The sequence below is a fragment of the Pseudomonas putida genome (genome assembly GCF_009883635.2).
In the GTDB taxonomy this organism is placed as follows: Bacteria; Pseudomonadota; Gammaproteobacteria; order Pseudomonadales; family Pseudomonadaceae; genus Aquipseudomonas; species Aquipseudomonas putida_W.
This window is the reverse complement of record NZ_CP026115.2, coordinates 859,302-878,994: the sequence shown is the minus strand read 5'-3', so window position 1 is coordinate 878,994 and position 19,693 is coordinate 859,302. Positions and strand designations below refer to the sequence as shown.

The following is a 19,693-nucleotide window of genomic DNA, read 5'->3' as shown; positions in this document are numbered from 1 at the left end:
TATGGAACCATGGCGAGTCTGATCAATATTGGCATGTCGGGGCTTGGCGCCGCGCAGTCGGGGATGTACACCCTCGGTAACAACATCGCCAACGCCGATGTCGAGAGCTACTCGCGCCAGCAGAACGTGCAGAAGACCAAGGGCGGCCAGCAGGTCGGCCAGGTGTTCATGGGTTCCGGGACCACCCTGGCTGACGTGCGTCGGGTGTACAACGCGTTCCTCGAGAACCAGCTGCGTACCACCACCTCGCTGAGCAGCGACGCCACCTCGTACCTGAATCAGATCACGCCGATAGATACCGCCCTGTCGAGCAGCGACACCGGCATCACTGCCGCGCTGCAAAGCTTCTTCAGTGCCATGCAGGATGCTGCCGCCAAGCCGACCGAGGACGCCTCGCGCCAGCTGCTACTGACCAGCGCCCAGTCCCTGGCCAAGCGTTTCAATACCCTGTCGGCGCAGCTCAACCAGCAGAACAGCGACATCAACGCCAACATGGCGTCGATCGCCGACAAGGTCAACGCCCTGACCAAGTCGATTGCCGACCTCAACGGCCAGATCTCCAAGATGACCGCCGTCAACGGCCAGCCCAACGACCTGCTCGACCAGCGCGATGGCGCGGTGCGCGAACTGTCGTCGCTGATCGGTGCCGACGTGGTGGAGCAGAAGAACGGCAACTACGACATCTACCTGAAGAACGGCCAGGCCCTGGTGCTGGGCAACACCACCCAGACCATCGGCGTCGAGCCGAGCGCCACCGACCCGACCCGCATGAGCCTGGTGCTCAATCGCGGTTCGACCAAGATGGACATCACCAACAGCACCACCGGTGGTGAACTGGGCGGCCTGATCCGCTACCGCAAGGAAACCCTCGACCCGGCGCTCAACGAGCTTGGCCGCGTGGCCCTGGTGGTGGCCGATGCCATCAACAGCCAGCTGGCCCAGGGTATCGACAAGAACGGTGACTTCGGTGCCACCCTGTTCGGCGATATCAACAGCGCCGCAGCCATCGCCCAGCGCAGCGTCGCCAAGACGGGCAACAGTGCAGGCTCCGGCAACCTCGACGTGACCATCAAGGACACCGGCAAGCTGACCACCAGCGATTACCAGGTGACCTTCAACAGCGACAAGCAGTACACCGTGCGCAAACTGCCTGATGGCACCGACATGGGTACCTACAGCCTCGACGACGACCCGGCGCCAGTGATCGACGGTTTCACCCTGTCCCTCAACGGCGGTGCCCTGAGCGCTGGTGACAGCTTCAAGATTACCCCGACGCGTAATGCCGCGGCGAACATCGACACCGTGCTGACCGACCCCAAGCGCCTGGCGCTGGCCGCGCCGCTGACCGCCACCAGCGGTTCGGGCAACAAAGGCACTGGCGTCATTACCCAGCCGACGCTGACTTCCGAGATGGACATCTACGATGCCACCCAGCGCTCGCAGCTGCAGACCGGCCTGAAGTACTCGACCCCGGTCAAGCTGGTGTTTGGTGACGACGGCAGCTCGCCGCAGGCGTACACGATGTACGACGCCAAGGGCAACAACATCGGCAGCGGCACGATCATCCCCGGGCAGGAAAACAAGCTGCAGCTGTCGGTACCGATGGTCGATGGCAGCGGCAACTCGCTGGGCAGCAGCTTCACCTTCGAGATGAGCGTCTCAGGCGCGCCGAAGAATGGTGACAGCTACACCGTGGCGCTGACCGGCGCGGGCTCGGCAGACAACCGCAACAGCCAGTCGGTGATCGACCTGCAGACCAAGTCCACGGTCGAAGTGGGGGCTGACGGCAAGGGCATCAGCTTCACCGATGCCTACGCGAAGCTGGTGTCCAACGTCGGCGGCAAGGCCGGCCAGGCGCAGATGGACAGCGACGCCACAACGGCCTTGCACACCTCGGCGCTGGATGCGCGCGACGGCGTGTCGGGTGTCTCGATCGACGAAGAGACCGGCAACCTGATCAAGTTCCAGCAGTACTACACCGCGTCGTCGCAGATCATCAAGGCGGCCCAGGAAACCTTCGCCACCCTGATCAACAGTCTTTAAGGAGCCGTAGATCGTGAGCGTACGCATCTCTACTTCGCAGTTCTATAACACCAACCAGGCCAACTACCAGCGCACCTTCTCCAACGTCAACAAGACGAGCCAGGAGGCCAGCGACTTTCTGCGCGTGCGCACTGCCGCCGACGACCCGGTGGGCGCCGCGCGCCTGCTGCAGCTGGAACAGCAGCAGAACATGCTGGGGCAGTACAGTGACAACGTCGTAAACGCACGCAACGCCCTGGGCACTGCCGAGAGTACCCTCAACTCCATCGGCACCATCTTGCAGCGCGTCAATGAGTTGGCGATCAGCTCCGGCAATGGCAGTTTCACCGACGCAGACCGCAAGGCCAATGCCTCTGAATTGGCCTCGCTAGAAGACCAATTGTTCACCCTGATGAACAGCAAAGACGAGAATGGCAAGTACCTGTTCTCCGGATCCAAGGGCGACACCGCGCCCTATGTGCGCAATGCTGACGGCACTTATAGCTACCAGGGTGACCAGGGGCAGTTGAAACTGCAAGTGGGCGACATGATCAGCCTCGCGGCCAACGAGACGGGTTATGACGCGTTCGAACAGGCTCTGAACACTAGTCGCAGCCAGACACAGCTCGTTTCGCCAGCGACCGATGATGGCCGTGTCAGCCTGTCCAATGGTCAGGTCTCCGGCAGCGTTACCTACAACGACCGTTTCCGCAGCGGCGAGCCATACAGCATACAGTTCACCAGCAGTACCCAGTACAAAATTCTGGATGCCGGTGGCAACGATGTAACGTTGGAAGCCAGCCAGGGTGGCACGTTCAAGCCCGATGGCGAAAACACCACCATCAGCTTCCGAGGCGTCGATATGCGCCTGAAAATCACCTTCCAGGCAGGTGACGAAGCCAATCCGGATGCCGCGATCGCCGGTCACACATTCAGCCTGAGCTCCAAGGCCGACTCCATTGCTGGCACTCGCAGCCCTGGTAACACCTCGACAGCGCAGATCACCGACGCCAGCATTAGCGATCCCGCCGCCTACAATGCCGCCTTCCCAGGCGCAGGCGCGGTACTCAAGTTCACTAGTGCGACAGATTTCGAGCTCTATTCGGCACCGGTAACCGCCGATAGTCGGCCGATCTCCACCGGCAGTCTTTCGGGTACTACTGCCACCGCAGCCGGCGTGAGCTTTGAGTTGTCGGGAGCGCCGAGTGCTGGTGATTCGTTCGCGATCAAGGTCAATACGCATCAGACCCAAAACGTCCTCGATACCATCAGCCAGCTCCGTACCGCGCTGAATACACCGCAAGATAGTGACCCCGTGGCCCGGCAGAACTTCCTGGCCTCCCTGGATTCCGCTGTTGGCAACATTGCCAGTGCGACCAACCAGGTTTCATCGTCAATTTCTTCCATCGGTGGTCGTGGGCAGGCGCTTGATGTTCAGGCTGAGACCAACGAAGCGCTGAGCACCGAGAACAAGAAGACTCAGAGTTCGATCCGCGAAAGCGACCCGGCTGAAGTGATGCTGCGCCTCGAGATGCAGAAGAACATGCTGCAGGCGTCCCTGCAGTCGTATGCCAAGATCGCGGGTCTGTCGCTGATCAACTACATCTGATCGAGCCGCAAATTTCTGTTTTTTGAGAGGGGTGAACCTTTAGCCGAGTGGTCACCCCGCTAAGTGAGCGCGCGTGAAGGCACAACCTCTTGTCACTATCGCCATTGCGGCGTTCAACAGTGAGTTTTTCCAAGGTGCTCTTGGCAGTGCCCTCGCCCAAGACTACCCGAACCTGGAAATCGTCGTCTGCGACGACAGCGCAGGAGGCGAAATCGAGGCAGTCTGCGAGGCGTTTGCCAGTGCCACGACAGTGCCCCTGCGCTATGTGCGTAACTCGCGGAACCTGGGGTTCGCTCACAACCTGCTGGCGTGCCTGGCGCAGTCGCGAGGCGAGCTGATCAAGTTCCTCTGCGACGACGATAGCCTGCTTGCCTGTTGCATCACACAGCAGGCCCAGGTCTTGATCGAACACGCCTCGGTCACTGTGGTGAGCAACCAGCGATTGCTGTGCGATGCGGATGAAGCGCCGCTGCCCCCGCGTATGCTCAACTGGCTGATCTCGTCCAGTAATGCGGTGCTCCACGGAACCGATCTGCTCGATTGCGTGAGCGACAATGCAATCAATTTGTTCGGCGGCATCAGTCATGCCTTGTTCCGCCGGGCGCAGGTCGAGGCGTACCTGGCGACGTTGGTGCATGAGGGAGGCTTCCGCGCCCGCGTGGACATGGCGCTTTACATATGCCTGCTGCGGCGTGGTCACTTGTGTAGCCTGGCTCAGATATTGAGCGTGGAACGGGTGCATCCGGGGCGCCTGAGTCATCACGTATCCATGACCGAGGCTGCCAAGGCGGAGAGCTCTTGGCTGTTGCAAATGTTGCAAGCTCGTACCGGCGAGGCAGCCCCTGCGAAAGGCTGGGTGAGGTTTTTGCCGTTGCAGGCATTTGGCGATGAGACCGAGCCCGTCTGGGAAGAGATGAACCTGCGCAGTGCCTTCGCCGAGCAGATGGATGACTTCAAGCTGCAGGTTGGTACCGACAGCCTTAGCTTCACCGAGCTGTATTCACAATGGCTTGAATGCCGCACCCTGAGCCAAGGCCAGGCGGGGTTGTTGGCCAGACGCATCGAGCAGTGGCCACAACGGCCAAGTATCTTGGCTGTGATATTCGCTGAGGGCTGTGACGATCTTGCTTTAGGCGCCACTTTAGACAGCCTGGCGACCCAATCCTATGCTGCTGGCCGCACTTGCGTGGTGGGGGCAGCCTATGCGCACTCGCAAAGATCTGGCATCGAATACCTGCCCTCGCCGGGATCGGATGCTGCACTGCTCAACCAATTGATGATCGATGATCCGCGCTCCGACTGGGTCTTCCTCTTGCGCGCTGGCGATCGCCTGCACCCGCAAGCGTTACTGCTCATGGCCGAGCGTATGGCTCTGCGTGCCGACAGCCTATGTCTGTACACGGATGAGGGAGCTTACGACGGACGCTTGTCTAGCGACCCGGTGTTCAAGCCTGATTTCAATCTGGACCTTATGCGCAGCCAGCCCTACGTCGGGCGCCTGTTGGCGTTCAAGTGCGAGGCGGTTCGTGGCGTGCATGGGTTCGATGAGCGTTTCGTGCGCCTGGCCCCTCACGATCTGCTATGGCGCCTGGTCGAAGGATACGGCGTGCACGTGGTGGAGCATGTTGCCGAATTGCTGGTGCAGTGTCAGTACACCTACGCCGATTGGTTGGCCGACCCGCAAGGGCAGGCGGAAGCCTCTGTAGTGGTGGAATCGCACTTGCAGCGGTTGGGTGTCGAGGCTTTGGTTGAGGCTATACCAGGCTGCATGATGTCGCGCGTGCATTACCGAAGCACGCACTCGGCGGGTGTATCGATCCTGGTTCATGCGGGACATGATGTTTTGGCGTTACGTCGTTGTGTGGAAGCGCTGTTCGAACACACGCGCTATGACGCCTACGAGGTCCTGCTAATCGCCAACGGCGACGAGCCGCTCGATGTGCGTGAATGGCTGAGCATGATGGGCGGATTGGCCGTCGCTTCACTGCGGGTGGTGGAGGTTCAGGCCCAGGGGCGAGTGGCGAGCCTGAACCAGGCCTGCAGGTACGCCCATGGCGAGTTCCTGCTAATGCTCGATGTAGGCTGTGTCGCATTCGATGGCCCGTGGTTGCAAGAACTGATGCTCCAAGCGCAGCGCCCTGAGGTCGGGGTGGTAGGGCCAAAGCTGTTCGGCCAGGATGGTAGTATCGCCTCCGGCGCTTTGGTGCTTGGCTTCCGTGGGCCGGCTGGTAACCCATTCCAGTGGGGGGCTGGCACCCGTAGCAATCCCTTGGACCGGTTGAACCAAGTGCAGAACTGGAGCGCGTTGAGCCTGGATTGCCTGTTGGTGCGGCGTGAGCTGTTCGAGACACTGCAGGGTCTGGATGTGCAGGCTATGCCTCATGCCTGGAGCGATGCTGACCTATGCCTTCGGGCACGTGAACAAGGCTACCTGGTGGTCTGGACGCCCTACGCCAAACTGGCAGTGGTTACATCCCGTACACCGGTTGAAGCAGACGAGTCTGCGCAAGCTCAGGGTCGACAAGCTTTCTACCAGCGCTGGTTGAGCAAGGTGGCCAACGATCCGGCTTATAACCCCAACTTGAGCCTGAACCTGATCAGTTTCAATCTGGAGCCAGGCGTGCGCGGTGGCTGGGACCCCTTCATCGCTAAAGCCACACACTCGGTATTGGCGGTGGCGCGCAATACCTCGGGTGTAGGTCACTACCGGGTCATACAGCCGTTCAGTGAGCTTGAGCGTGCCAGTTATGTCCAGGGGCGTCTCACGTTCAAGATGCCGAGCCCGGTCGAGCTGGCTCGGGAAAAAGCAGACACCTTGATCATGCAGTACCGCTATTCGCCCAATGACATCAAACGCCTGACAGAGCTCAAGCAAGTATGTGACACGCGCTTGATCTTCGAGCTGGACGACTATGCCATCGCCCCCCCGAAGAAAAACGATCATGCGCGCAACCAGCCCGGCAATGTGCGAGAAATGCTCGCACAAGCCATTGGCTTGTGCGATCGCCTGGTGGTATCCACTGAGCCGTTGGCCGATGCCTTGTCCAGCTTCCACGACGATATCCGTGTTGTGCCCAACATGCTGTCGGCCTCATTGTGGGGTGAGTTGCGCAGCGTTCGGCAAACCAGCGCAAGGCCACGAGTGGGCTGGGCAGGGGGTACCAGTCATCGCGGCGACCTGGAGTTGATGCTGGGGGTTGTCCAGGCCTTGGCTGATCAGGTCGATTGGGTGTTCTTCGGGATGTGCCCGCCGATGTTGCAACCCTACATCAAAGAGTTCTACCCCAACGTGCCAATGGTGGAGTATCCACAGAAGTTGGCCAGTCTCAATCTGGACCTGGCGCTGGCGCCGCTGGAGCAGAACCTGTTCAACGAATGCAAGAGCAACTTGCGGCTTCTGGAGTATGGGGTGTGTGGTTATCCAGTGATTTGCACGGATATCAAAGCGTATGCGGGGTACTTACCCTGCACCCGGGTCAGGGACAACACCACAGAGCAATGGCTGGCGGCGATCCGCATGCACTTGGCCGATCCGCAGGCGAGCTATCGCCAGGGCGATGCGCTGCGTGAAGCGGTGCTTCGCGACTATGTCCTGACACCACTCCATGTTCAGCACTGGGCCAATGCCTGGTTGGCAGACTGAACCCTTGCGCGTGGCTGAGCTGGCGCAGAACCCCCCTTATTTGAAGCAGGTGCTCTATGAACCTAACCGCCAACGGCTCCCGAAGTGATGTAACGGTCATCTTGCTCGGTCATGAGCAGGCAGATCATCGTGAACGGGCGCAGCATTTTTACCAGCAAGCCGGTGTGCCTTGCCTGGCAGTGGCGCCGTTGTATGCCGATAGCAGCGCTGATCTGTGTCGCAAGCGTTTGGCCCAGGCCTTGCAAAAGGTGAGCACCCCGTTGGTGGTGCTGGCGCTGGATGCTGACTTCGTACTTCCTTGTGCCTTGGACAACGCTGCCCGTTGTCTGAGTGAGTCTCCCTTGGCATTGGCTGCTCAGGGCTATGCGCTTGGCTATGTCGCGGGGGCGGCGAAGGTTGAGTACTACAGGCTGGGCTCGGCGTTGTCGCCTCAAGCAGTGGATATTGGCCAAGCCCAGGTACGCCAGTATGGCGCAGCGGCGCAACAAGCCTGGCGTGCCGTGGTGCGGGTGCCCGTCTTGCTGGATGTGCTGTCGCAGCTGCCCGATACGCTGGAGCTGGACTTTGCCGGATGGCGGGTGGCGCTCTCTTATGCGCTGTTGGCGCAAGGGAGCATTGCGCGCCTTGGGCAAACCGATGCGGTATGCGAGTACGCAGCCAGCAACGTGGCTGTCGTTCGTCGTGAAGATCAGCTCGCCCAGACGGTGCGGGTGCTGCGTCAGTGGGATGCGGCGACGGTGAATCTGTGCAGCGACGACTTCTCGTTGCTCAATGAGTTTGTCCGCAACACCTATGAGGTGCTCGAGCAACCTTTGTTGTTCACGTCGCCTTGGACGAGCGTTCTCGATCAACCTAAGCGGGTATTCGAGCCACAGCAGTTCGTCGAACTGCCTTACTACAATGCGAAGCTCTTCGACAGGCTGTCGGCACTGGAATTTCTCTGCCATGTCTGGCCGACTGGCGAACGTCAGTATCGAGCATTGGAAGGCAGTTGGGTGCGACAGCGCGAACTGTTGCATACCTACCCGAACGATACGCCGGAGAGTGCGTTGCAGCGGTATTGGCAAGCCTTGAGTTTGGGTTTGTTCAACCGCGAAGTGTGTCAACGCCTGGTCGGTGCGCTCGACCCGGTCAGTGATGTGGAGGCTGTGCGGGAGCTTTCTGACTGGGTGGTGAGCCTGTCCGAGGTGCCAGCCGTGCGGCTGGAGCAGGGGTTGGCGTCAACACCGTCTGGCAAGGTGTTGGCGATGCTCGAAGCGCTAACCTTGCCCCGGGCGGCTCATCAGCAAGTGTTGGCGCAGCTGGCTAGCGCGGGAGCGCCACAGATCGCGTTCGTCGTGCTCGATCTGGTTGATGACGACTTGGCCTTGCAAGCTACCTTCGACAGCCTGCTGGCCAGTGGCATACGTCATTTCAAGCTGCTGGTGCTGAAGGCTGGCAAACCCTCGATCATCACCACAGCACGCGACACGCTTCATTTCATTCAGGTGACGGCAGACAACTGGGTCGCCCACCTGAACCAGGCTGTGCGACAGCTGCCGAGTGAGTGGTTGATGTTGCTGCAAGCGGGTGAGCAATTGCTCAGCGCAGGGCTGCTGCACCTTTCCAGTGAATTGTGCAAGGCCCCTGGCTGCCAAGCTATTTGTGCCAACGAAGTGCAGCGTGATGCGCAAGGGCGCTTGCGCTCGGTGGTGCGCCCAGGTGCTGATCTGGACATGCTCCGCGCCCAGCCCGCAATGATGTCGCGGCACTGGCTGTTGCGTCGCCAGGCGGTGCTGGAAGTGGGAGGGTATTGCGAAAGCTTCCCCCACGCGCTGGAGTTCGACCTGTTGCTGCGCTTGGTCGAGGCACAAGGCATGAATTGCCTGGCTCACCTGGACGATGTTCTGGTGTTGGGCGAACAGACCAGTGAGGCACTGAACGCACAAGCGCTCAAGGCGCTCGAACGGCATCTGGGGCAATTGGGCTATCACGCTCAGGTCAGTGACCGGGGCGCAGCCGGGTTGCTTGTGGACTTTCGCCATGCCACCACTCCCTTGGTCAGCATCCTGCTGGTTAGCGACAACGCCGCTTCTGTGCAAGCCTGCCTGACCAGCATCTTGCAGCGCACGCGCTACCCACGTTACGAAGTTCTGCTGGCCTGTGCTGGACGAGAGCAGGGGGGCGACAATCGCTTCGGACAGCGCTTGAGTAATCGAGTACGGCTGCTGACCGGCGAGCCAGGCGCCTCCCGCAACGCGTTGCTGAACATGGCTGCCAGCCAGGCCCAAGGTGAGTACCTGGTACTGCTTTCGGAGCAGTGCGAGGTGATTACGCCCGCGTGGCTGGAAAGCCTGCTTAACGAGGCTCAGCGGCCGGAAGTCGGGGTTGTGGGGGGCGGGCTGTATGCAGCGGATGCAACCGTGGTGCATGCCGGTTACCAGTTACTCAGAGGCGCGCGCGTCCATTCGCCTTGGCTGGGTGTTGGAGCGCATTGGCAGCACACTGTGCATGGCTGCGTAGCCGTATCGGGCGCTTGCATGATGGTGAGCAAGGCGCTCTTCGAGCAATGCGAGCGGTTTCAGGCGGTGCCCGGGGCGGATATCGAGTTGTGCTTGCGTGCGCGTGAGAGTGGGTTGTCAGTGGTTTGGACGCCGTTGGCACATGTGCGTGGCGTGCTGCTGACCGATGCCGACGTGGGCCCATCGCTGGCCGAGCGCTGGCCGCAGGTTTTCAGTGAGCGGGCCTATGACGAGCCGTTGGATGGGCAAACAGGATTGGCGTGGTTGAGCGACCTGTGATGCTGTCCTGTTTGCCGCCAAGCACTTTCATCCTTTAGTTATCCCGGCAGTAAGAGTGCCTATATGAAACCGATTCGAATCGTTTGCGGAACACGTCTTTCCAAGCAGGATTTCGCAACGCACAGCGCGCTGGGGCGGTCACTACTGTCCAACTACGACGCGTGTCCTGTCGAGATCCGTTTATTCGCCGAAAACACCCAAGGGCTTTCGACGATTTACAACCAGGCCATCGAGGAAGTCCGGGACAACCCGGCCATCCTCGTGTTCGTTCACGACGATGTGCATCTGTGCGATTTCTTCTGGACTGATCGTGTGCGTGAAGGGTTGAGTACCTACGATATCATCGGTTTGGCGGGTAATGTTCGGCGTGTGGCAGGGCAGGTGGCCTGGCTGTTCGTCGATGATGCTTTTACCTGGGACGAGCGGAGCAAACTCTCCGGGCGGGTTGGGCATGGCCAGGGATTCCCGTGCCCGATCTCGAACTTTGGGCCAGCGCCTCAGGCTTGCAAGCTGCTCGATGGATTATTCCTGGCCGCGGATAGTGAGCGCCTGCTGCAAGCCGGCGTGCATTTCGATGAGCAGTTTGCGTTCCACTTCTATGACATGGACTTTTGCCGCCAGGCTGAACGCAACGGGCTAAGCATGGGGACTTGGCCACTGAGTGTGGTTCATGAAAGCGGGGGGGCGTTCGGTTCGCCGGCCTGGCGGGAAAATCTGCGACGTTACCGGCTCAAATATGGTGAAGTTCAGGATGGGGCGATGCTACCTGACGGTCAGGCTCCCACTTGAGCCTGACTGCGCAGTAACTGGGCGATCTGCTCAGGCGCATTCCACATCATGACATCCAGAATCGACAGGCCAGGCTCGAATGCATAAGGGTTGGTAGTGTATTCGACGCTGGCAAATCGCATGAACTCAAGCTGAATATCTAGCAGGGCAAAATCCTGAGGATCGAATAACGCTCGCCCACCTTCCGGGTTCAGGTAGGAGGCTGCGCCCATCTGGCGGCAGATTTCAGGCGCCCATCCGCCTGGTTTGTTGACCGTTCCCAAGTCCAGTCCTAGCTCCGAACAGACCTGGTAGTCGAATGGCAGCCCCAGGTAATCGCAAATCGACACCAGTCCCGCGATATTAAGTTGCACCAATCCATTATTTTGGGTGCGGGCAAAAGTCTGCGCGACCAGGTCGACAACAGCTTCGTAGTGGGGCGCCTTGCGACGATAATGGCTGAGTTTCCCCAGTACGCTGCGCTGGGTAGCTTCGAGGTCTTTGACCCGAGCCTCACGTGTCAGTAGCGTGGTCGATGATTGAATCAAAGGTGCGCTTATGTAATTCCAGCCCGCCTGTGGGTGCAGGACTCGATTACGGTTCATCCACGACCGTGGCGTGTACTGAGTTACATCGAATACTACCCACTGATCGGTATGGGCGATCAGCGCAAAGTGCCCCAAGTACGGGAAGAAGTAGGGCTGCATTATTCCCAGCCTCACATGGACCCCCTCAACATTTCGGCCAGTTTCTGAGCATGCCGATGCGCTTGGCAAATGACTTCGACCAAGCGTTCGGCGCCTTTCAGGTCGAGGGCCTGACCAATGGGCAGCTGCAGTGTTCGCTGGCACAAAGCATCGGTCACTGGTAAGTCCGGTTGCAGTCTGGAATCCTTATAAGGAGGGCAGCGGTGCACGCCCGGCGAGAAGTAACGGCGGGCCAGCACATTCTCAGCACGCAATACGCTTTTCAATTCGTCTCTCGTCAATCCAAACGTGGCAGCATCGACTTCGCAAACGACATACTGATAGTTTGTGCGACTGACACGCTGAGGTTGCATTAACCGAATGCCGGGCACATCAGCCAAGCCGCTTTCATAGACCTCAAACAGTTGTTTATTGCGCTGAAGAATGTGTTCGAAGTTGTTAAGGCTCAACAAGGCGATGGCTGCTTGGGCCTCGGACATGCGCCCATTGGCGGTGCGGTCTACAGGCACTGGATGCCCTGCGCCATAGCTGCTTCTGATGTTGCGCAGACGTGCTGCCAGTTCGTCGTTACTCGTGCAAATACAACCGCCTTCAGCGGCGCTGAATACTTTCGTGGCATGGAAGGAAAAGACCTCCAGTTCACCGCAACCTCCAACTGGGGTGCCCTGGATCTCGCAGCCAAAAGCATGAGCTGAATCGTAGTACAGGCCGATACCTCGTCGCTCGCATAGCTTGCTGAGCGCCTGTTGATCACACACGTCGCCCCAGAGGTTGACGGCCAAAACCGCGCTTACTTGCTCATCGTCGATCAAGCGCTCTACGTGAAGCGGATCAATTTGATGGGTGAGAGGATCGACGTCACAAAACAGTGGTTCCACACCCGACCACGTCAGTGACTGTGCGGTTGCAATGAAAGTGTAGGCCGGGGTAATGACTTTACCTTTAAGCCTCATCGCATCGGCTGCCATCATCAAGCCGATGGTGGCATTGGCCACGCAGATAACATGGCGAACGCCCAGACGCTGTTGCAGTTCAGTCTCGAGTTGCTGGACCAGTGGCCCTTGGTTGGTGTAGTACTGGCGTTCGAAAATCCCACGCATGGCCTGCACATAATCGTCCCAGGCGGGAAAGTAGAGTTGTCCAACAGGCAAGGGGGTAGCAAACGCGGGCTGGCCTCCTAGCATGGCAAGTGTGTAAATGCTCATACAATCGACATCTCTTGAATAGCCTCGGCCTGCTCTGATAGGAAGCGCATCAAGCGACACACTTCGACAATGTCTTGTTCATCCACGAAATTACCGCATGGCAGCAACAGGTAGCGCTCTGCGAGGTACTCGGTTACAGGCAATTGCCCTGTCAGAGTAGGATAGCCAGAGGTTTTCATGTGCAGGGGCGGGGAGTAGTAGGCCCTGGCGAGTACGTGTTCGGCGTTGAGTAAGCGTATGGTCAGTTCTCGTGGCAAGGGCCAAGCATCGAGTAGTTCTATCAAGATGTTTTTGAATCCGCAGCCCTCGGTTTCGTCGAAGGCTACCAAGCGTGCACCGACAATACCTTGCAGTTCTCTTTGGTAAATCCTGTAGCGCTGGCGATTATCCGCAACCTGTTGCTCCAGGTTATCAAGCCCAGCCAGGGCCATCGCGGCATGGACCTCATTGAGTTTGGCGTTCATTCCGAGCTCGACAACATTGTCGGGTGTATAGAACCCAAACCCACGCATGGCCAGCAGGCGTTGCGCCAACGCGGCATCGTTGGTGGTGATATACCCCCCTTCAAAGCCATTCAGCAATTTGCTGGCATGCAATGAGAAGCACTCTGCCACCCCGAAGCTACCCACTTTCCTGCCATCGAAGGTCTCATAAACAGACTCGACGGCATCCAGGAACAGCGGTATCCCAGTGTCTTGGGAAAGTTGTTCGAGTGCTGTGACATCGCAGCAGTTCACGATTGGGTGTACCCCAAGAATAAGTGCAGTGTCGTCATTGATGTGCGAGCGTGCCGTGTGTGCACTGATGGCCAAGGTATCGGCATCTACGTCGCAAAAACGTGGAGTCAACCCTGCCCACGCTGCGACATCCGCCATACGGCGGTATGTCAAGGAAGGCATCAGCAGTTCTTTTCGACCGGGCAATGCCAAGGCGCGGATGGTCAAAACCAGTGCCCAAAACCCACTGCAGAACGTAATGCAAAAGCGTGTTTGATGAAAATCCGCCAAGCGCTGTTCAAGCATCTGCACAACCGGACCATTGTTGGTGTACTGATGGGCGTCGTAGAAGACTCGTGAATAGCTCAGGAAACGGTCGAAGTCAGGGGCAACCAGGCTTGAGGTAGAGCGCGGTGCGACGAAGAGGGGATCCGCTCCAAACAAGGCCAGATCCGTTATGGTGCGCTTAGCGTTTTTCAATTGTCATGCCCTATGCAACACGAGCCAGCAGCACGTCATAACGATAATGGCCTGCATAAAATTCACTGGGCATCCTTTGAATCGAGGCGCTCCAGCCGCAGCTCGCGGCCAATGCCTCGAACTCGGCCGGGCTGCGCCATATACCGATCAGGGAGGCAGCCGTCTTCAGCTCGTGATCATGAGACTTGCCATCGGTATAAAAGGCTTGGTGCAGGTCCAGGTCGGGTAAGTTACCAATGAAGACACGGTCAACGTTGGTGTAATCCTGGCTAAGGCGCGTCAATACGCTGCGCGCGGTGTCCTCGGTAAAATAAGAAAAACTGCCATAGCACAACACCTTGGTAAAGCGCTCGGGGTAGGGCTCTGACAAAATGTACTCGCCGACATCTGCGAGCACAAACTGACGTTTCGGTTGTTCGAAATAACGCTTGGCAACGTCAATCAAAACGTCGGAGACATCCACGCCCAGGAAGCTTTCGCATGCATTGAAGAAATACTGTGACAGTGCGCCATTGCCACATGCTAAATCCAGTAACTGATCTTCAGGCGAAAGCTGCAATGCGTTGCGGATGGCCGCGACAATCATTGAAATTTGCTCGTCTGATACCGGCTCACCGTTAACAGTGCGCTTGATTTGGCGCCAGAAGTCTCCAGGCGCCATGGCGGCTGGGTACTTTTTGTAAATGGAATCCATCGTGCCCCCTTATAGATTGCGGCTTGTCAGCGCCCACCGGCCAATCAGCTCACCTTGGGGCAGGCTCATTAGGCAGCCTGGCAATTTCCCCATCAATCAGCGATCTGCAGTGGCATTTTCGGACCACGGCATGGTGTCCAAGTCTCCCAGGACACTTCTCGACGAGGTGTCAGTTGGTAGCCGGTTTTCTGACACATCAAGCGCTCTGGGGAAGCTTGAGCAAAAAGCCGGCCAGAATGCTCCGGAGGTGAAGTTTTATGGTCGGCAGCAGTACACGCAAGGCCCTGCAACGCCCCAGCTATAGACTCTGTCCGTTCGCAAGCGGAACCATGATCAGGCCCGTCAAACCAGTGGCTGCCACTTTGAGGGCTGGCTTCTGAGTGGTTCGAACGCGTTGGCCTCGTCTTTGCATGGCGCAGTGGATTGCCATCACCAGCAGGATGATGGTCCGGCTTTCTGGCCTAACGCCAATGTTAAACGCGAGCGCGGCTACAGTCTTTGGACGGTCGCGTTCTGACTGGGAGCGCATCACGTGAGTTTCGCACCGCTGGTTACGATTGCTATTCCATCTTACAAGCCACGGCATTTCGAGGCCGCCTTGCTGAGTGCGATTGCGCAGAGTTATGAAAACCTCGAAATCCTGGTCAGCGATGATTGCCCGACCGATGCGATAGAGCAAATCCTGCGGCGCTATGTGTCTCGAGCCCGTCGTGAAATTCGCGTCATTCACAATCGTCCAGGGCTTGGCGGGTTGATGAACTATACCCAGTGTGTAGTGGAAGCGCGTGGCGAGTTCGTCAAGATTTTGAATGACGACGATATCTTGATGGTTGACTGTATCGAGCGCATGGTCGAGGTGTTCCAAGCCAATCCTGATGTCAGCCTGGTGACTAGTCGGCGAGTGGTGATCGATACCTTGGGGGTACCGGCAACGGATATTCTTGCTACCTGCAGCCCCTTTGCCCAAGATACCGTAATCCAAGGTGTGGACCTGGCTGCATATCTGGTCGACGAAACGATCAACTTCATTGGCGAGCCCAGTACCGTACTGTTCCGCCGAGAGCATCTGGCGCATATCAAACCTAATATATCCTGCCTCAATGGCCACACGGTGCGCGCGATCAACGACCTGGCCATGTACGTCAACATTCTGCGCCATGGCCATCTGGCGTACCTGTGTGAGCCACTGTCCTGTTTTCGACGGCATGAAGAGCAGCGTCAGCAACAGTCCGATATACAAGACCTGTATCGCCAGTACATACACGTGTTCACTTCGCAAATACGTGAAATGGGGTTGTACTGCCCGCAACCGGATGGGCAAGTGCGCTGCCGTGCATTGTCGGGGGGGGCGGATGATTGGAGTCTGTTCCCGTTGCGCCAACGTTTCAGGGAGGAGGGCGCGCGGCTTGCGCATGAGAAACAGCAAGCACTGATGGCGCACAATGCTGCCAAATCCGTGGCTGGCCCGCATGACGTGCATATCCACCAGATCTTCTATTCTGCAGAAACCCTGGCCATGCTGGAGCCGGGCTTCATCCCGCTCGACAATAGCGGTCAGCGCCCTGACTGGGCCGAGTACTGGCCAATTCGCAATCTCCTGTTGAACAAGGATCTGGACGAGAACGCTTTCTATGGCGTGCTGTCTCCCCGCTTCAAGCAAAAGACGGGTCTGGACTCAGGGCAGGTGCTGGAGTTTGCAAGGTCGGCGCCAGGTGATGCCGATGTGTTGCTGTTCCCGATGTTTTTCGACGAACTCGCGTTCTATGAGAATACGTTCATCCAAGGGTTTGTGTGCCACACCAACATTTGGCCCGCATTCGTTGAAATGGCGCGACAACTGTGCCCTGGGGTGAACCTCGAAACCTTGATCATGGATGCGCGTCGTTCCCAGTTCTGCAATTTCTTCATTGCCAAGCCGCGTTTCTGGCGGCAGTGGTTCAATAAGGCGGAAACGATTTTCCATGCGGCGGAACAGGCCCGTACTGCGGAGCGGCCAGCCCCCTATGGTGCTGCACTCAATGAAGCCACACTGCATCGTGGCGAGAAGGGTTATGAGTGTAAGGTTTTCGTGATGGAGCGCTTGCTGTCGTTGATGTTGGCCACTGATCCGCAGTGGCGTGTGCATGCCTATGATTCTCTGAAGTTGGCTGCGCTGAATAAGCCTGTCGATGATAATTACATTCAGCTCAACCAATTGAAGATTCGCTTGTGCGAAAAGGATAGCCATGAGAATCGCATGGCTTACGAGGCGCTGAGAGAGAAAGTCTTCCGCAGCGCCTATGCGGAAAAGATTGCCGAGCTTGGCGGAAATGTTCGGCCTATCGCAGAGCAGATCAAAACTGCTTTGCGTAATGTTCAGGCGCTGCCAGGGTCACCGGAAGTTCCTCAATGGCTCGCACAGCGTATTCCCAGTGAGGCGCAGCAACGCTTGATAACCGAGCGGCTTGCGACCCATGCGGCGCCCCGTTTCGGCGTGTTGGTGTTGGACCGTGAAGGGCGTGCCGATCGCTTGATGGTGACACTGCAAAGCTTGAGCAAGGGGCGAAACCTCTATGCAGGCTTAAGCGTCGTCGCGTTGACGCCGCACGTTTTGCCGGGAAGTAACGGGCCGCAAGATGCACTGCGCTTCGTGCAGATCCACGGCGGTAGCCCGTTGCCGGGTATTGAGCAGGTTGTGCGCGAAGGTCGTTTCGACTGGTTCATGTTGGTCGAGGCAGGGAGCGTATTCACGGCGAGCGGTCTTTTGATCGCTGCGTTGGACCTGCTGAGTGCGCCAGGTTTGCGGGCGGTTTACGGGGACGAAGCGGTTGGCTCGGAGGGTGATGCCCATGAACTGGTACTGCGCCCGGATCTGAATCTGGACATGTTGCTCAGCTTGCCTGGCACGATGGCCAGCCATTGGTTGTTCAATCGTGAAGCGTGGTTGGCGTTGGGCGGTTTCCGTAGCGAGGCGGGGCGTGCTTTCGAGTTGGACTACATCCTGCGCCTGATCGATGACAAAGGCTTCGAGGGCTTGGGTCACATCAGTGAGCCGCTGTTGATACGAGCAGCTGCGCAAATGCACGATTGCCCGGATGAACGTCGGGCAATCCAGCGGCATTTGCAGGCGCGCGGGTTCGAGAATGCGACTGTCGATAGCCGCCTGCCGGGCCATTACGAGCTTGGCTACGGCGCCGGTGAGAGCGCGCTGGTGAGCATCATGGTGTCCACCCAGGGCGGGCTGGCTCGGGCTCATCGCTGCATGGACACTATCCTCGAAAAAACCGCCTATGGCGCCTACGAGATTTTGCTGCTGGACCAGGGTGATGAAGACCCTGCCCTTCAAAATTGGCTGGAAGGGCTTGAGCAGCTGGGTTCGCAGGCCCTGCGGGTGGTGCGATTCCCTGCCCAGTGGTCCCAGGCGCGAGTTCGTAACCAGGCCGCACAGCTAGCGCGTGGCGATTTGCTGTTGTGGCTGGATGCGGGGGTCGCGGTGCTGGAGTCCGACTGGTTGCAGCAACTGGTCAATCACGCCTGCCGTCAGGAAGTGGGGGCGGTAGGTGCCAAGTTGCTGGCGGGCGATTGCACCGTGGCTCAGGGGGGGTTGGTTCTGGGGCTCAATGGGCCGGTCGGGCAGGTCTTTGCCGGTCAATCCATGGGGGCTCCCGGCTATCTGCACCGTCTCCTGGTGGACCAGAACCATGCTGCGCTTAGTGGCAAGTGCCTGATGTTGAGCGCTTCGATGTTCCATGAATTGGGGGGCTTCGATGAAGATCAAGCGTTGGCGCCGTGGGCCGATGTGGACTTGTGTCTGCGTCTGCACAGTGCGGGTTACCTCAATGTGTGGACGCCAAGAGCCTCGTTGCTGATCAACGAAGCGCCCGAGCCGGCTGTGACGGCTGAGCAAGTTGATGCCTTGTATGCCCGTTGGCTGCCGTTGCTGGCCCGTGACCCGGCATACAACCCGAATTTTTCGTTGGGTACCGGCGAAGAGTTCAGTGTCAGCCCAAGCAGGCTGAGCTGGAAGCCTCTGTCTTCTTGGCAGCCTGTCCCTTCTGTGCTGGCTTATGCCGCAGATCAACAGTGCAGTGGGCAGCATCGGGTTATTCAGCCATTGGAGCAACTCAGCCGCGCTGGGTTGATTGATGGCACCCTGATCCATTCGCAATTATCCCTTACGGAGCTGGAGCGTTTTGCGCCGGACAGCATCGTGCTGCAGTGCCGCATAGGCGAGGCGCAGCTCGAGCGCATGCGTCGCATGCATGCTTTTTCCCGGACGTTCACGGTGTGCGAACTGGATGAATGGTTGCCCGGCCTGCCCGAGGGGAGCGCCTACCGATCGCAGATGCCAGAGGATATCGTGGGGCATTTGGGGCGCATGCTGGGTTATGCGGATCGCCTAGTGGTGCCTACAGATTCATTGGCAGATGCGTTGAAGGGGCTGCACGATCAGATCCACGTGGTGCACAGCAGGCTTGACCCGCGCCAATGGGCTGCCCTGGCAAGCCGTCGTCGACGTTCTGTCAGACCTCGGGTGGGTTGGGTTGGCGGCTTGGATCATGCAAGTGACCCAGAGGTGATGGTGGAGGTCGTCAAGGCCTTGGGTGGCGAGGTCGAGTGGGTTTACTTCGGCATCTGTCCGGAGGCGTTGCGGCCTTTCATTGACGAGTATCACCCGGCCGTCGTGGTCGCAGACTATGCCAAGGCCCTGGCGCGGCTCGACCTTGACCTTGCTCTGGCGCCGAGGGAGCAGACCTTGTTCAACGAGTGCATGAGCAATCTGCGTCTATTGGAGTACGGCGCTTGTGGCTTCCCGGTGGTCTGTAGCGACCTGGCCTGCCATCAGGGCGACCTGCCTGTCACTCGGGTGCGAAATCGTCTTGAAGATTGGCTGGACGCGATTCGCATGCACCTGAGCGACCTGGATGCCACGGCGCGCATGGGCGACGAGCTGCGAGCGCGAGTAATGCGCGACTGGATGTTGGATGGTGACCACCTGCAGCGCTGGCGCAAGGCTTGGCTGCCCGACTGACGCAGGCCTGGGAGGTAACTTTGGCAAGCCTATGTGCCATGGCCCGTGCTCCTCGTTT

The 19,693-nt window shown here is 58.7% G+C and carries 10 protein-coding genes; 6 read left to right on the top strand and 4 right to left on the bottom strand.

Annotated elements, in window-relative coordinates:
• Positions 1-9 precede the first annotated feature (9 nt).
• The 5 genes from flgK (at position 10) to C2H86_RS03995 (ending at position 10,843) form a co-directional block, all read left to right on the top strand.
• Positions 10-2,043 (top strand): flagellar hook-associated protein FlgK, encoded by a 2,034-nt coding sequence (gene flgK / locus C2H86_RS04015; RefSeq protein WP_159411531.1) that lies wholly within the window; start codon positions 10-12, stop codon positions 2,041-2,043.
• Between the two features lie 13 nt (positions 2,044-2,056).
• Positions 2,057-3,631 carry a flagellar hook-associated protein 3 gene (locus tag C2H86_RS04010; RefSeq protein WP_159411530.1) on the top strand — a complete coding sequence of 525 codons (1,575 nt, stop codon included), beginning with the start codon at positions 2,057-2,059 and terminating at the stop codon, positions 3,629-3,631.
• A gap of 73 nt (positions 3,632-3,704) precedes the next feature.
• The gene (locus C2H86_RS04005; protein WP_159411529.1) at positions 3,705-7,274 is read left to right on the top strand and encodes a glycosyltransferase; all 3,570 of its coding nucleotides are present in this window, start codon (positions 3,705-3,707) and stop codon (positions 7,272-7,274) included.
• A gap of 248 nt (positions 7,275-7,522) precedes the next feature.
• Positions 7,523-10,054, top strand: a complete 2,532-nt coding sequence (locus C2H86_RS04000) for a glycosyltransferase (protein ID WP_240349682.1) — start codon at positions 7,523-7,525, stop codon at positions 10,052-10,054.
• 63 nt (positions 10,055-10,117) lie between these two features.
• Entirely contained in the window at positions 10,118-10,843 is a 726-nt protein-coding gene (locus C2H86_RS03995) for a glycosyltransferase (protein WP_159411527.1), read from the top strand.
• Here the strand turns inward: C2H86_RS03995 and C2H86_RS03990 are convergent.
• Genes C2H86_RS03990 through C2H86_RS03975 form a run of 4 tightly spaced genes read right to left on the bottom strand, consistent with a single transcriptional unit; the run spans position 10,828 to position 14,624 of the window.
• Complete coding sequence (locus C2H86_RS03990; RefSeq protein ID WP_159411526.1) at positions 10,828-11,529, bottom strand: WbqC family protein; 702 nt, start codon at positions 11,527-11,529, stop codon at positions 10,828-10,830. The two genes, C2H86_RS03995 and C2H86_RS03990, sit on opposite strands and share 16 nt — an antisense overlap.
• 11 nt (positions 11,530-11,540) lie before the next feature.
• Positions 11,541-12,734, bottom strand: coding sequence for a DegT/DnrJ/EryC1/StrS family aminotransferase (locus C2H86_RS03985; protein WP_159411525.1), 1,194 nt, complete (start codon positions 12,732-12,734; stop codon positions 11,541-11,543).
• The gene (locus C2H86_RS03980; protein WP_159411524.1) at positions 12,731-13,930 is read right to left on the bottom strand and encodes an aminotransferase class I/II-fold pyridoxal phosphate-dependent enzyme; all 1,200 of its coding nucleotides are present in this window, start codon (positions 13,928-13,930) and stop codon (positions 12,731-12,733) included. Before C2H86_RS03980 ends, C2H86_RS03985 begins: the two co-directional genes overlap by 4 nt.
• 10 nt (positions 13,931-13,940) lie before the next feature.
• Positions 13,941-14,624, bottom strand: coding sequence for a class I SAM-dependent methyltransferase (locus tag C2H86_RS03975; RefSeq protein ID WP_159411523.1), 684 nt, complete (start codon positions 14,622-14,624; stop codon positions 13,941-13,943).
• Positions 14,625-15,156: 532 nt separating this feature from the next.
• On the opposite strand from C2H86_RS03975, the gene C2H86_RS03970 reads away from it, so the two are divergent.
• Positions 15,157-19,635, top strand: a complete 4,479-nt coding sequence (locus C2H86_RS03970; RefSeq protein ID WP_159411522.1) for a glycosyltransferase — start codon at positions 15,157-15,159, stop codon at positions 19,633-19,635.
• Positions 19,636-19,693: the final 58 nt, after the last annotated feature.

What these genes read in the sequence shown, in the direction of transcription:
- flgK (WP_159411531.1), top strand. Translation starts at nt 10, where the DNA reads ATGGCGAGTCTGATCAATATTGGCATGTCGGGGCTTGGCGCCGCGCAG.
- C2H86_RS03995 (WP_159411527.1), top strand. Translation starts at nt 10,118, where the DNA reads ATGAAACCGATTCGAATCGTTTGCGGAACACGTCTTTCCAAGCAGGAT.
- C2H86_RS03990 (WP_159411526.1), bottom strand. Translation starts at nt 11,529, where the DNA reads ATGCAGCCCTACTTCTTCCCGTACTTGGGGCACTTTGCGCTGATCGCC.
- C2H86_RS03985 (WP_159411525.1), bottom strand. Translation starts at nt 12,734, where the DNA reads ATGAGCATTTACACACTTGCCATGCTAGGAGGCCAGCCCGCGTTTGCT.
- C2H86_RS03975 (WP_159411523.1), bottom strand. Translation starts at nt 14,624, where the DNA reads ATGGATTCCATTTACAAAAAGTACCCAGCCGCCATGGCGCCTGGAGAC.